The following is a 13883-nucleotide window of genomic DNA, read 5'->3' on the forward strand; positions in this document are numbered from 1 at the left end:
ATGCACCATTTTGACGAACCGGTTTACATGATTAGTATCGTAGCGAAGATTTTGGATATTCATCCTCAGACGCTTCGTCAATATGAACGGGAAAATTTGATCGCCCCCTCACGCTCCGATGGGCGTATACGTCTCTACTCTCAGCGCGACATTGAGAAAATCAAAACGATTCTTCGTCTGACGCGTGAGCTTGGTGTAAATCTTGCCGGTGTCGATGTCGTCATGCGTCTCAAAGATAAAATGGAGATGATGGAGAGTGAACTCTCAGAGCTCCGTGTCGAAGTCGCCCGAATGCGTAACAGCTCCAATGTCCCGCCGGAGAAATCGTTGGTGACAAAACGGAGTATTTATGAGATGGTTATTTTCGAAGATGATATTTTAAAGTAAGCTTTTGAGTATCAATCCGATTATTCATCCGAGCTGGAAAGAGGCATTAGCGTCTGAATTCGCTCACCCCTATATGGAAGAGCTCAAAATTTTCCTCCTCGAAGAGAAAAAGAACTATACAATTTTCCCGCAGGGGAGCCACATTTTTAATGCCTTCAATTCGACTCCGTTTGAGAATGTCAAAGTTGTTATTTTAGGACAAGATCCTTATCACGGTGTGGGGCAGGCTCATGGGTTATCGTTCTCGGTACAACACGGAATATCGCTTCCCCCATCACTCCAGAATATTTTCAAAGAGCTAGTAAGCGACATCGGATGCCCGTATCCTAAAAGCGGTGATTTAAGCCATTGGGCTCATGAGGGGGTATTACTTTTGAATACTTTGCTCACTGTCCGCTCGGGTGAACCGTTTTCGCATAAAGAGCGTGGTTGGGAGAAATTTACCGATCAAGTGATTCGCACACTTAGTGATCAACGAGAACATATCGTCTTTATCCTCTGGGGTGCACCGGCAGGAAAAAAAGCTGCTCTCATCGACAGTTCTAAGCATTTAATACTTAGAGCTCCTCATCCCTCACCTCTCTCCTCGTATCGGGGCTTTTTCGGCTCAAAACCTTTTACTCAAACGAACGATTATCTCAAATCGGTGCAGATAGCTCCGATCGAGTGGTGTCTTTGAGTATTTGAAGCTCTTTTTTCCGCTTCCGTATTAGATCTTTTACTTCGTCAGAAGGATAGTCTTGAGAAATTTTTTTGAGTAAATCAATTTGATTGACGGTGTCTTGTATAGCTCCTAATGTATTTTGGAGTTGTTTACAATGTAGGATAACTTCTTGGCATTGATGGATATCTGCGATCTCTAAAAATTCAAAACCGTATCGCGCATCTTTAAATTCGATTCGCAGACGGTGAAGTGTTTTGGGATCTGAATCCCTTTGAAGAGTCGAGAAGGAATCGATACAATGTTGGTAATGGGTAAGGAGTTTTTGAATCAGTATCTCAGGTAGAAAATGGGGATCGCTTTGTGAAATCAGAAGGGAATATTCATCGATAAGTGCGAGTGTTTTATCCGTATAGTCGGGAGTAAAAATAGTTTTCGCAGATGTTTTTCGGAGTTTTGAGAGATATTTGAAAAGTTTGGGATGTTTTGAACGTCTCAGTGAACGTAGGAGGACATCAATCTCCCGAACCGAATTGGTCTCTTGCATAGCTGTTTTTAAGATTTTCGGGAAAGACAAATCAGTAAGAAAGAGTTTAATGAGGGAGCGGACACGGCGTAGAGTTACACGAAACTCGTGGATATCTTCCTCTCTCGCATCGTATTGAAGCGAGTGAAGAAGAACCCGTGTGTGATAGAGCTGATAGAGTAAATAGCGGCTTAATTTATTTTCTTCCATAGGCCATTATAGCCAATGAATATTACAAACGAAACAAAGCATAAATCGGCAGATGATCGGAGTACCCTTCACCCAAATGGTGTTTGGGATATTTACGGCTTTGTTGCCAACGATACACTTTTCCTTTGTAAAAGAGATAGTCGGGATCATAGCGGTTGAAACTCCCCCGCACATACTCTATTCCTTGACCATCCGCCAGTGAAGGTGAGATAATCATATTATCCAGCCCCTCGCCGCGACCTCGGTATTGGTGACTCCACCGTTTAGATTCATCCAGTTCATACCAGAGATTATATAAATACCCGTTACTCTTTTTAAGAGATGCATAGGTGATAGGGTTTCCCTCATCGTCGATCGTTTTGAGGATATGGTTGATACCCGTAATCCCTTCGGTATCGTTATGATGACGGCTTTTGAGAAAGGTTTTATACTCTTCATAATGGGAGTTGAAATCCCCCAACAGTACAAACGGTTCATCCGCTGAGAGTTCAGCCAGACGAATAGAAAGGCGTTTGGCACTGAGAATACGTTTACTTTCACCGCCGCTTTTGGATTTCCAGTGGTTGACGAATACCCTTAAACTCTTTCCGTTGATATCAATTTTTGCTTCCAAAATATCGCGGTATCTGCCGTTATAGTTAATGGGGTGTTTGAGGGCGCTTTGAATCGGATAGCGGCTGAGAAGTGCGACGTTGACACTCGACTTACTATTTCGAGCAAAGAGGTGATAACGGTAATAAAGACCTTGACGATTAAGCTCGGCTTTGAGTGCTTTGAGTGCGATCTCCGACTCAATCTCTTGCAAACCGATAATATCGGCGTTGATCCCTTGAATGACGGTGGCGGTATTACGCAGTTTGATACGATAAATTTCCTGAGTCCATCCCGAATCGCCGTTAGGAATATACTCTTCGTATTCGTTTCCGTCTTTATTCATATCGAATAGATTTTCGACGTTATAGCTTGCTATCTTCACTTCGACTCCTCCCAAAAATGAGATTATTAATGCCAAAATCCAAAAGAGACGCATTTATTCAATCCCATTTAGGCGAAGGAGATTTTTAGAGTCGCACTCACGCCCCATCATCTCCGTAAATAACTCTTGCATACTTTGGCTTCCCCCCTTGGCTAAGACGATCTCTTTATATTGACGGGCAAGCTCACTCCCGAATACCCCCTCATCGACGATGGCGTAATAGGCGTCGGCACTGAGCACTTCCGCCCATTTGTAGCTGTAATACCCCGCACTGTAGCCACCGCTGAAAATATGGCTAAATCCATTTTGGAATTTATTATAAGAGGGCGGTTTGATGAGGGCGGTACGTTCTCGGATTGAGTTTAAAAGCTTTTGTATCTCCTCTCCTTGATAGAGCTTGGAGTGAAGCTCGAAATCAAAGAGGGAGAATTCGATTTGTCGGAGCATAAACATCCCGCTTTGGAAATTTTTGGCGCGGATCAGTTTGGCGATCATTTCGTCACTGAGGACTTCGCCGCTTTGGTGATGTTTTGCGAAGAGTTTCAGAACTTTCGGCTCATAGGCAAAGTTCTCCAAAAATTGAGAGGGAAATTCAACTGCATCCCACTCGACCCCGTTCACTCCACTGACTCCATGCTCTTTGACACGGCTGAGGAGGTGGTGGAGGGTATGCCCCATCTCGTGAAAGAGGGTAACGACATCATCGTGCCGCAGCAGTGAGGGAGAAGTGTCGGAAGAGGGGGGAAAGTTACAGACAACAAAAGCACTCGAGAGATGGGTGCACCCCTGCGTATCTTCGCAATGGGTTTGGAAATTGTGCATCCAAGCACCGCCTCGTTTGTCTTTACGGGCTTCAAGGTCGAAGTAGACCCGTGCGGTGAGGGTATCGCCCTCATAAATATCGTAAACGCTCGCTTTTTCATCCCACAACTCAATCTCTTGAGGGACGAAGCGGATGCCGAAGAGCTCATTTAAAAAGGTAAACATCCCCTCCATTACACTGCGTTGTTCGAAGTAGGGACGATACTCCTCTTCGTCAATGTCATATTGGGCTTTTTTGAGGATTTCTCCGTAGTAAGCGGTATCATAGCTTTGCAGATCGATTTCCGGTGCGATGGCACGGAGTTCTTCAAGCTCTTGCATCCCTTGTTTACGGGATGCTTCAATGAGGGAGTTTAAAAAGCTGATAACACTTTTCGTACTCGGTGCCATTTTGGAAGCGAGGGAGTACTCGGCATAGTTTTCGAAGCCCAAGAGCTTTGCACTCTCCTGGCGCAACGCCATCAGTTCATCGATAATGGCTCCGTTTTGAGGTGCGCGAGTTGTGTAAGCACGATAAAGCTCTTCGCGAATCGTACGGTTGGGCCCGTAGGTCATATAAGCGATATAAGAGGGCATCTGGAGGGTAAATCGATATTTTGTTATCCCTTTTTCTTCAAACTTGGCATCTTCCAAATCACCCTCAGGTATCCCTTCTACATCCGCTTCGTCGGTAATGATCTTCTCATAGGCATTGGTGGCATCGAGGACGTTTTGGGAAAAGTCGTTAGTGAGGGTACTTTTGCGTAAATTAATCTCGGCTAAACGCTCTTTGGATGTCTCATCCAGATGGGCTCCCGCGAGTTCGAAATGGAGAATATTGAGATCGAGGATACGGCGTTGTTCAGTATTGAGATGATCATATTCACGAGCTTTGATTGCTTTAAACGCTTCGTAAATAGCGAGGTTTTGTCCGATAAAGGTGGAATAATCGGTCAAAATCGGGAGAGCTTCGGCATAAATTTTTTGACTCTCTGGAGAGTTTTTAATCGCATTGATGTGAGATAATGGGGTAAATAAAAGCTCTAAATCTTCCTCCATTAAATCAAAAGGGCGTACAAAATTGGCATAGGTTTTTTCAGGAACAGCCAACAAATCGGTAATGGTTTTATGATTAATCTCAATGAGAGCGTTTAGATCGGAGATAAAAGTCTCTAAATCCAGTTTAAAATCGGTAAAAGGTTGCATAATCTCTCCTGTAGTTACGATATTGTAGTCAAGTGTTTCAAAAACTATTCTATAATTCGACAATTTGTTATATTAAAAAGGTTTGTTAAATGAGTATGAAAATCAGATTATTACTTCGTTATATTTTTGTCGGTGCGTTATCTCTTTTTCCTTTGATTTTGGTGATTATTGTCGTCAATTATCTCAAAAACTTGGGAGTTAGCGCGTATTCTTCTCTGCACGATTATACGAATTCGTTTAGTGTTACATTGGCTTTGATGGCGGGTGTTATCGGTGTTTTTGCATTGCTTGGTTTTTCGATTGAAAAATACGGGCGTTCTATTTTTGTCTCTATGATTGACAGCACTTTTGAAAAAATCCCTGCAATTCGTTCGGTTTACTCTGTCTCAAAAAAACTTGCCGCTATGCTCAGCGGAGGGGAAGACGGGACGAAAAAAGAGGTGGTATTGGTTGAGTATCCGAAAGAAGGATTATGGGTTCCGGCGTATCTGTTGAACCGTTATGAAAATGTTTGTGTTCTTTTTGTTCCGACTTCTCCAAATCCTACGAGCGGTTACACGGTTTTAGTTGATGAAGCAAAGATCAAAAAAACGACCCTTTCCCTTCAAGAGGCTTCGTCGTTTATTATCAGTATGGGGGCTGATTTTCCACAAAAAGAGGCGGTATCAGCGCTTATTCAATAACTGGTTTATTTAAAAAATAGCGTAATACCGCATACCCGATCACTCCGGAGAGGAGGGATCCTAGTAATATCCCCAGCCTTTCGTCGCTTAAAGCGATACCGCCTGCTCTGGCGTGTTCAAATGCGAGAGAGCCGATAAACAATGACATCGTAAACCCGATCCCGCTGATGATGGAAACGCCGTAAAGCCGCCCCCAATTGACACCGTAGGGGAGTTTTCCAAATCCCATCCAAACCGCCAAAGCACTAAATAAAAATACCCCTGTCTGTTTGCCGATAAAGAGGCCGAATGCGATTCCTAAAGTGATATGATCGTAGAAATCTTGTGCCGAAATATTGGAAAAGCCGATGCCGGTATTGGCAAACGCGAACAGCGGCAAAATGATAAAGTTGACCGGTGCGTGGAGGGAGTGCTCAAGTGCATGAAAAGAGGATTTGTTATTTTTCAGTGGAATCAGTAACCCCAGAATGACGCCGGCGAGAGTGGCGTGAACGCCTGATTTTAAAACTGCTGTCCATAAGACGATACCGACCAATATGTATGCGGTGTGATTGATGACCCCTTTGATGTTCATAATGATTAACAGGGCAATCATAGTCGCCGCAGTGATTAACGAAACACTCGACAGTTCGGAAGTATAAAAAAGGGCAATGATGATAATAGCACCCAAGTCGTCAATAATCGCCAGAGCTAAAAGAAAGAGCTTAAGCCCTTTAGGGACGCGATCACCTAGAAGGGTTAATATTCCTAGAGCAAATGCGATATCGGTAGCAGAGGGGATTGCCCACCCTTGAAGCGCTATCGAATTGTTCCAGTTAAACCATGCATAAATGAGTGAGGGGACTGCCATCCCGCCCAGTGCGGCGAAAGCGGGAACGGCTATCGCTTTGGGATCACTGAGCGAACCCTCAATCACTTCACGTTTAATTTCCAAGCCGATCATAAAGAAAAAGATCGCCATTAACCCATCATTAATCCATAGGAGAAGCGGTTTGGCAATCACGAGTTCTCCGAAGCTGATGACAACGGGGATCGACGTTAGTGCGTCGTAGAGTGAGTAAAGATTCGTATTTGCCATGATCATAGCAAAGAGTGTGGCTAAAACGAGGAGTATTCCGGTGGCAGATTCAAGCTTAAAAAAATTCAGCAATGAATGTTTGAGCATATTTTTCCTTTTGATTTTCTATAGTTTAATGAAGGGATTGTTGTGATTTGATTAGTCCAACCTTTTGCTGCTGTACAAAAGATAGGACTATTCTAAAGGAGTGTACAATGAAATTTTAATGCTATGCTGCTAACATTAAACAGTATGTATGGTAGAGTAAATAAGTAAACAGTTGAGAAACAATAGCCTTCTAAAATCAATGGATAATGATTTTTACGTTATCCGATTGGGTTCTCATTTTGAGCCATTTTTCTATTTTTACCCGTTCCACTTTTGTCAGTCGTTTTTTAGCATCGGCATTGAGAATCAGACGATTTTCACTAACGTTACGTTCAACTGCCGTTTCATCATAATTTTGGGACAAGACGACATTATTAACTTTAGGAAAGAGGGTTTCTAGCTCATTAGGGACGGCACTGTAGTAGTCGCGGTTGCGTGATAAAAGAGACATTTCCTCTTTGAGTCGGGCAATCTCTTTCTCTTTAGCTTGCAGATCGGCTTTTGTATTTTGGTACAGATCGGTGATGATATCGGCCTTGAGCGTAGAGACGTCAACATCTTCACGTTCGCCGTTTTGGTACACTTTGAGTTTGGCTTTTTCCAGCCCCTCTGCCGTTAGCCGTATACTTATGTTATTGAGTTCACTTTTGGGAACATGCTCTCCGATCAAAAATACTTTTACTTCATAGGTTTTTTGGTTGATTTTTACCTGAGCCACATTCGTATTTTTAAAATTCAGATGTTCGTTTACAAAGGCGGTTGCTTTGGCTTTAAAGACCTCTTGTCTGACGAGCTGATAGGCCAAATATGAGCTCGGAAGGATTGTTAGAAGAACTACGGCAACGATATAGCGTTGTGCTCGCTTGGCAACATCGGAATCGACGTATTTTTTTTCCGCCACATTAAATGCGCGAACGATTAAAAATGTTGATAATGCGATGAAAACAAAGTTGATGGTATAAAGATAAAATGCTCCGAAGAAATAGCTCCAGTGCCCTGTTGCCAAACCGAATCCTGCTGTGCACAGGGGCGGCATTAGTGCCGTTGCAATAGCAACACCGGGGATAACGTTTGTTTTTTCTTTGCGTGTGATCGCTACGATTCCGGCTAATCCTCCGAAAAGTCCGATCAAGACATCCCACACGGTCGGTGTCGTCCGTGCAAGGAGCTCTGATTGGGCGGTATCGAGCGGTGATATCAAAAAATAAAGGGTAGAGGTAAGTAGAGCGATAAAGGTTGCAATAGCCAGATTTTTAAAGGCTCTTCTTAAGAGACTGAAATCGTTAATCCCCGCTCCGTATCCGATCCCCATAATCGGCCCCATCAAAGGAGAGATCAACATCGCCCCGATAATAACGGCGGTGGAGTTGACGTTTAGACCGATAGATGCGACGAAAATAGCAAACATTAAAATCCAGAGATTTGCCCCCTTCATATGAATGTCATTGCGGATACGCTCATCGATAACGGTATCGTCTGCTTTATCTTCTATAAGGCTTAAACGTTCACGCAAGAGCTGTTTTGCATTTATCCAGAATCGGTGCTCTTCAATGTTGGTCATTTCGTCACCTTTTTGTAAATTGTTAACCGATTATTCAAACTCATCGAATTTCGGTTCAGGGGCTTTAAAGCGCTCAATGAGAAGTTTTTGATAGCGGGGAGCCTCGTCAAAGAGTTTACGTAGTGCTACCGTCCCGTACTCTTCACTGAGGGATGAATCGACGATAATATACGAAAGATAAACGGTATTCTCATTGATAGAAAATTGTAATGTCTCTAAAACACTGTTTTCACTAAGTAAAAAATCATACAGATTTTCGATATTCTCTTGCGGAATACGGCAAAGTGCCGAATCGGCGATAATAATTCCGTTATCGTAATAGTTGATATCGATTCGGGTCGTTCCCAGCTCAAATCTCCAGCTTCGCTGACTTCGCCGCGAGAGGGTGACATTGATTTTGAGTATTCCCAAAATCTTCTCGATGAGAGCTACCACACCTGAGGGTTTATACCCTTCACGACGGCGTTTTGCTACTTCAAGTTTGGTACCGCATTTCGGGCAATAATCGTTTTGAATCGTAGATTCTAGGATCAGGTTTTTGCATGAAACACAACGGATTATATCTTCGGTTTTTAACGCGCTAAATTGATCTAAGGCATCTTTGAGGGTGTAGGAGGGGAGGGCAAAGCCGAGATTATTGGAGTTTTGGATGATAAACGTGTTGACACCGATGACTTCTGCAGAGTCGTTGAGCAACGGTCCTCCGCTGTTTCCAGGGTTAATGGCGGCATCGAACTGGATGTATTCGACTTCCCCTTGTAAACGGGACGCTTTGGAAACGATCCCCTCGGTGGTAGAGTAGTTAAGTCCATAAGGGTGTCCGATAGCGATGACGCTATCTCCGTCTAAAACCGGTGCAGAGGAGAGAAGTAAAGGGTTTTTGCATTCAATCAATATCGGAGAGCGGATAAATGCCAGATCAAATGCCGGATCATCATAGATGACCGTACCGATGGTTTTGGAAAGCGTTTTGGTACTGATTAACACCTCTTTAAGCCCACTGACCACGTGAGAGTTGGTAATAATAAGCTCTCCGATAAGAAATCCGCTTCCGCTGCCGTAAGGATTTGTGATCTGTACAATACTTTCAATCGTTTGTTCGACCATTTTTTGGGTAGCGGTATTCACACTTAGACCTCCGTATAATCGAGATTTTTAACTTGGAGATAAAAGCTTTGGCTAAAATGGTCTAAATCACTGTAATTGAGGTGTTCTGAGAAGTCACTAAGCCCTTTATAGCGGCTAATATACGGCTCTATCGACTCGCGGATCCGCTGCGCTATAAGATTTTGTTTAAAAGTTCGGGTGAGGGGATCGTACAGGGGGATCTCTCCGGCGGCTTTAAAAAAATCGGAGGCATATACTTCAACGTGCAGATGCAGGAGTGAGCGCAGGGAGGGATGAAGCCCGTAGTTATAAAGAATATATAGAGATATATAGCGGTAAATCACACTGATGACGTAGGTCGAGCGGTTGTTTTTGTACCAGCGGACTTTCCCTAGCGATTCTTCGATAAAGGTCGAAATTTCATCGTGCATTGCCTGCTCGAACGGGGAAAAAGTATAAGCGCAATTGTAAAATTGTGTGGAAAAAGATTCAATATCCATCGCGCTGAGTTCCCCCAGATATTGTTCCAAATCGGCATTTTTATCTTCGGTAAGTTTCTCATCGTCCATAAAATAGCCGTTGATTTTTTCACTGATATTTTTAGCCATTTTTTTATGAGGGAGGAGAAGATAATCGATTTGCAGAAGGAGAGCAAGGTAGCTAAAAGAGGTCATCCCCGTGTTGTCATTCGATAAAAGGCCTAAGAGACTTTGTTCGGTCTCTTGTATCCATTGTCGCATAAAAGCGTAATTTGTTTCGATTTTTTCTTGAGGAATATTAATAAGATGGTGCGTATCTAAAAGTGCCGATTCATCAAATTCACCGGCGATAAACTCCTTTTCAAAATCGGCATTGAGGGCGATTTCACGGAGCGGGTAAAAGATTTTTTGGGGGGTAATCGTCGCATTGTCGAGACAGATTGAGAGTCTGATAGTCCCCTTGTCTTCGCTGAAACGGCAGTAAGTGAGCTGAAAATCACGCTCTAAAAAACGGCGTTTGATGGCGACATGGAGTTGTTCGCTGAGGGCAATATCGGCATGCGCTTCAAGCGATTTTTCGCTCACACTCCCTTTGATAAGGGCATACCCTTGATAGAGGCTGAAGTGGAGCGTTTCTTCGGAACGTTCAATACTCAAATGCGGTGTAGGAAATAGATTCTCTTTATGAATCAAAGAAGATAAAAAATATTCATAACCGCTTAAAATATCACCGTCGATAAAAGCCGCCGATGAACGTTCAAACAGCTCTTTTTCATTCGGGTTCGGAAGGGCGTGAATTCCCCGCCCGTAAAGCGGAGCGCAATGCATAGGGGATGGATTAAACCAACTCTTTAACGTATTGAACCATCTCACCTCTGCTTTTCCTTTGCTCAATATAAAGCTTAGTGTAATCAAAGCAACCTTAAAGCGACAATAAAGTATAATACCCGTAATTTTAAGGGCACATCAAAGATGCTTTATAGGGAGTTGTATGGGCTATAAACGTGTTTTGGTAAAATTCTCCGGTGAGGCTTTGGCCGGTGAAAACGGTCACGGCATTGATACGAAAATTCTAAAATTTATTGCCGGTGAGATCAAAACTCTCGTTGATGCAGGGATTGAAGTCGGAATCGTTATCGGTGGCGGCAACATTATCCGCGGTGTGACTGCGGCGGCTGATGGAATTATTCGTCGAACGTCGGGCGATTACATGGGGATGTTGGCTACGGTCATCAATGCGATTGCGATGCAAGAAGCATGTGAACATGAGGGGATGTTGGTACGCGTCCAAAGTGCGATCAAAATGGAACAAATTGCCGAAGCGTTTATCGTTCGCCGTGCAACCCGCCATTTGGAGCGCGGACGTGTAGTTATATTTGCCGCAGGGACAGGGAATCCGTTTTTTACGACCGATACCGCTGCGACACTTCGTGCGATTGAAATCGGAGCCGAAGTGATTATCAAAGCGACCAAAGTAGACGGCGTGTATGACAAAGATCCTAAAAAATTCGATGATGCTATCAAATTGCCTCGTCTAGGGTATGAGCAAGCGTTGCAAGATCATATCAAAGTGATGGATGATACCTCTATCGCATTGGCTAAAGAGAATAAATTACCGATTATCGTGTGCGATATGTTTACGCCGGGAAATCTTCTTGAAATTATTCAGGGTAACTTAGAGAGTTGCTCTATCGTAAAATAAATCTAAAAGGATCATAAATATGAGACTCGAACAACTTACCGCAAAAGCACTTGAAACTGCTAATATCGACCGTTATCAATTGGCTATCGCCGTAGCAAAACGCTCAGAAGAGCTTCTTAACGGAGCAACGACGAAACTGAATGTCGATGTAAAAAAAGCTAAAACAGCTGATATCGCTTTGATGGAGATTGCCGAGGGGCATATCACGATCAAAGGTTTCGTAGACAAAGACTAATTTTACTAAAAAGCGGCATCATTGAATACCATCGACATAGAAAACGTAATCGGAATCAATGATGTTGAGGGTGCTATTGCACACCTCTACAAACACATCCCCCCCTCAAACGCAATCCAAAATGCCCTTGCTTTTTCACAACAAGCCCATCATAATCAGTTTCGTAAAAGCGGTGAAGCGTACATTGTCCATCCGGTTTTAGTCGCATCGATTGTTGCTAACATTACCGGTGATGAGGCGATGGTTATTGCCGCACTTTTACACGATGTTGTGGAAGATACCCATATCGGTATCGATGAGATCGCACGTGATTATGGAGATGATGTTGCCCATTTGGTTGAGGGATTGACAAAAATCGACACGATTCGAGATGCTCAGCTTATCCCCTCAAACTCGGATGAGAAGCTGGTCGTTTCGGCTCTCTCTTTTCGCAAGATGCTGGTTGCCTCGATCGAAGATGTTCGCGTATTAGTGGTTAAACTGTGTGATCGTCTTCATAATATGTTGACGCTAGGAGCCTTAGCTCCGGCAAAACAGCACCGTATTGCAGAAGAGACTCTCGTCGTTTACGCACCGATTGCGAGTCGTTTAGGGATCTCATATCTTAAAAACTTGTTGGAGGATTTGAGTTTTCAATACTTATTTACCGAAGAGAAACAAGCAATTGATATGTATTTTGAGGAGAATTTCCGTTCTATCAATGCCCGTCTAAGCGATTTTTGTGAAAAACTGACCAAAATGATGCAGGAAAACGGATTTAATGAAGATGATTTTGAAATCCTCAGCCGCGTCAAACATCACTACTCCATTTACCTTAAAATGCAACGAAAAGGGATCAGTATCGATGAAATTCTTGATCTTTTGGCGGTACGGATCTTGGTGAAAAAGCCGATCGACTGTTACCGTGTTTTAGGATTGGTCCATCTGAATTTTCAACCGCTCTCTTCACGCTTCAAAGACTATATTTCGATCCCGAAAGAGAACGGGTATCAGACGCTCCATACATCCGTTTTTGATTCAACGGCGATTTTTGAAGTACAAATTCGCACTTATGAGATGCACAAAACGGCGGAACTCGGGGTTGCGGCGCATTGGAAATACAAAAGCGGCGGGAATAATCCGATCAGTCTCGATTGGCTCCATAACCTCCAATATCAAAATGAATCAGTCGAAGCATTTTATGAACTGATTAAAAATGACCTTTTCAGTGAAGACATCAGTGTCTTTTCACCGAAAGGAAAACCGTTTACTCTCCCTCGCGGTGCGGTGGCTCTTGATTTTGCGTATGCGGTACATACCGAGATCGGAGACAGCGCCGAGGGGTGTTTGATCAACAAAGAGAAAGCGTCGCTTTTGAGTGAACTGCACAACGGTGATATCGTTAAAATCACGACGGCCTCTAAAAAAATAAACCGTTGCAGTTGGATTGATACGGTTAAAACATCCCGTGCCAAAGCCAGCATGCGAGCCAACTGCAATCAGCGGATACGTGCTATCGATACCGAAACCGGTATTAATATTTTAAGCTCTATCTTTAGTCTTGATCCGGTTCGGATTGATGAACTTTTCACTCAAACCCATCTTGAAGAGCAGCGTCATCGAATCCCGAGTGAATTGGATTTGCTCAAAGAGACCGTGAATCGATTTACGCAGGAGATGGGTGAAAACAACCGTTTTAGCGCCTTTTTGTCGCGTAATCGTTTTCGCTTGAAACCCTATGTTTTTGCATCGCTAGAGATTTATGCCAACAGCAGTGTCGGTGATGCCGTATTTGATTATTGCTGTCATCCTAAAACAGGGGATGAAATTGTTGCATTTCTACAAGAGGGGAAAGCCCACATTCACCATAAAATGTGTAAAAATGCAGCCGGATTGATTGATCGCAGAGAACCGATGGTATTTGTTCGTTGGAGAGCACAGCACTATTTCCGCTACCACCTGATAATCAGTATGCAAAGCGCACAGGGATCGCTCGCCGATTTGCTTACCTATATGGCGAAAATGGGGGCGGATATCAACTCTATCGAGCTTGGAAAAGAGAAATCCGAACATACGCAATACTGTGAAATGGAGTTCCAAACTCTTGAGGCCGATATCAATCGTCTTCGCTCCAAACTGGAGAAAAAAGGGAAAATCATACAATTTTTTCGGACGGATGATGCGTACCGAAGCCAAGGATAAATC

General features: G+C 43.4%; 13 protein-coding genes. 6 read left to right on the forward strand and 7 right to left on the reverse strand.

Features of this window, described 5'->3' with window-relative positions:
• On the forward strand, window positions 1-387 hold the full coding sequence (locus RMO68_RS10650) for a heat shock protein transcriptional repressor HspR (protein WP_310440737.1): 387 nt from the start codon (window positions 1-3) through the stop codon (window positions 385-387).
• 4 nt (window positions 388-391) lie between these two features.
• Window positions 392-1066 (forward strand): uracil-DNA glycosylase, encoded by a 675-nt coding sequence (gene ung, locus RMO68_RS10655; RefSeq protein ID WP_310440738.1) that lies wholly within the window; start codon window positions 392-394, stop codon window positions 1064-1066.
• Here the strand turns inward: ung and RMO68_RS10660 are convergent.
• The 3 genes from RMO68_RS10660 to RMO68_RS10670 are packed head-to-tail and all read right to left on the reverse strand — an operon-like array spanning window position 1026 to window position 4767.
• The gene (locus RMO68_RS10660) at window positions 1026-1784 is read right to left on the reverse strand and encodes a CHAD domain-containing protein (protein WP_310440739.1); all 759 of its coding nucleotides are present in this window, start codon (window positions 1782-1784) and stop codon (window positions 1026-1028) included. The genes ung and RMO68_RS10660 overlap by 41 nt on opposite strands.
• A 22-nt stretch (window positions 1785-1806) precedes the next feature.
• The gene (locus RMO68_RS10665; RefSeq protein WP_310440740.1) at window positions 1807-2814 is read right to left on the reverse strand and encodes an endonuclease/exonuclease/phosphatase family protein; all 1008 of its coding nucleotides are present in this window, start codon (window positions 2812-2814) and stop codon (window positions 1807-1809) included.
• Window positions 2815-4767 carry a M3 family metallopeptidase gene (locus RMO68_RS10670; protein WP_310440741.1) on the reverse strand — a complete coding sequence of 651 codons (1953 nt, stop codon included), beginning with the start codon at window positions 4765-4767 and terminating at the stop codon, window positions 2815-2817.
• Window positions 4768-4862: 95 nt separating this feature from the next.
• Here RMO68_RS10670 and RMO68_RS10675 point away from each other — a divergent pair, with 95 nt between their 5' ends.
• Window positions 4863-5450, forward strand: coding sequence for a DUF502 domain-containing protein (locus RMO68_RS10675; protein ID WP_310440742.1), 588 nt, complete (start codon window positions 4863-4865; stop codon window positions 5448-5450).
• Here RMO68_RS10675 and nhaA read toward each other — a convergent pair.
• The 4 genes from nhaA to RMO68_RS10695 form a co-directional block, all read right to left on the reverse strand.
• Complete coding sequence (nhaA, locus tag RMO68_RS10680) at window positions 5440-6615, reverse strand: Na+/H+ antiporter NhaA (protein WP_310440743.1); 1176 nt, start codon at window positions 6613-6615, stop codon at window positions 5440-5442. The two genes, RMO68_RS10675 and nhaA, sit on opposite strands and share 11 nt — an antisense overlap.
• 196 nt (window positions 6616-6811) lie before the next feature.
• A complete protein-coding gene (locus RMO68_RS10685) occupies window positions 6812-8176 on the reverse strand; it encodes a TIGR00341 family protein (RefSeq protein ID WP_310440744.1) in 1365 nt (454 codons plus the stop codon).
• A 30-nt stretch (window positions 8177-8206) separates the two neighbouring features.
• Window positions 8207-9304, reverse strand: coding sequence for a trypsin-like peptidase domain-containing protein (locus RMO68_RS10690; RefSeq protein WP_310440745.1), 1098 nt, complete (start codon window positions 9302-9304; stop codon window positions 8207-8209).
• Window positions 9305-9306: 2 nt separating this feature from the next.
• On the reverse strand, window positions 9307-10635 hold the full coding sequence (locus RMO68_RS10695; RefSeq protein WP_310440746.1) for a hypothetical protein: 1329 nt from the start codon (window positions 10633-10635) through the stop codon (window positions 9307-9309).
• A gap of 118 nt (window positions 10636-10753) precedes the next feature.
• On the opposite strand from RMO68_RS10695, the gene pyrH reads away from it, so the two are divergent.
• The 3 genes from pyrH to RMO68_RS10710 are packed head-to-tail and all read left to right on the forward strand — an operon-like array spanning window position 10754 to window position 13880.
• Complete coding sequence (gene pyrH / locus RMO68_RS10700) at window positions 10754-11464, forward strand: UMP kinase (protein ID WP_310440747.1); 711 nt, start codon at window positions 10754-10756, stop codon at window positions 11462-11464.
• Between the two features lie 19 nt (window positions 11465-11483).
• Window positions 11484-11699, forward strand: a complete 216-nt coding sequence (locus tag RMO68_RS10705; RefSeq protein ID WP_409574827.1) for a DNA-directed RNA polymerase subunit omega — start codon at window positions 11484-11486, stop codon at window positions 11697-11699.
• 21 nt (window positions 11700-11720) lie between these two features.
• Window positions 11721-13880: a RelA/SpoT family protein gene (locus RMO68_RS10710; protein ID WP_310440748.1), complete on the forward strand. Its 2160-nt coding sequence runs from the start codon at window positions 11721-11723 to the stop codon at window positions 13878-13880.
• Window positions 13881-13883: the final 3 nt, after the last annotated feature.

The sequence above is a fragment of the Sulfuricurvum sp. genome (assembly GCF_031427015.1).
In the GTDB taxonomy this organism is placed as follows: domain Bacteria; phylum Campylobacterota; class Campylobacteria; order Campylobacterales; family Sulfurimonadaceae; genus Sulfuricurvum.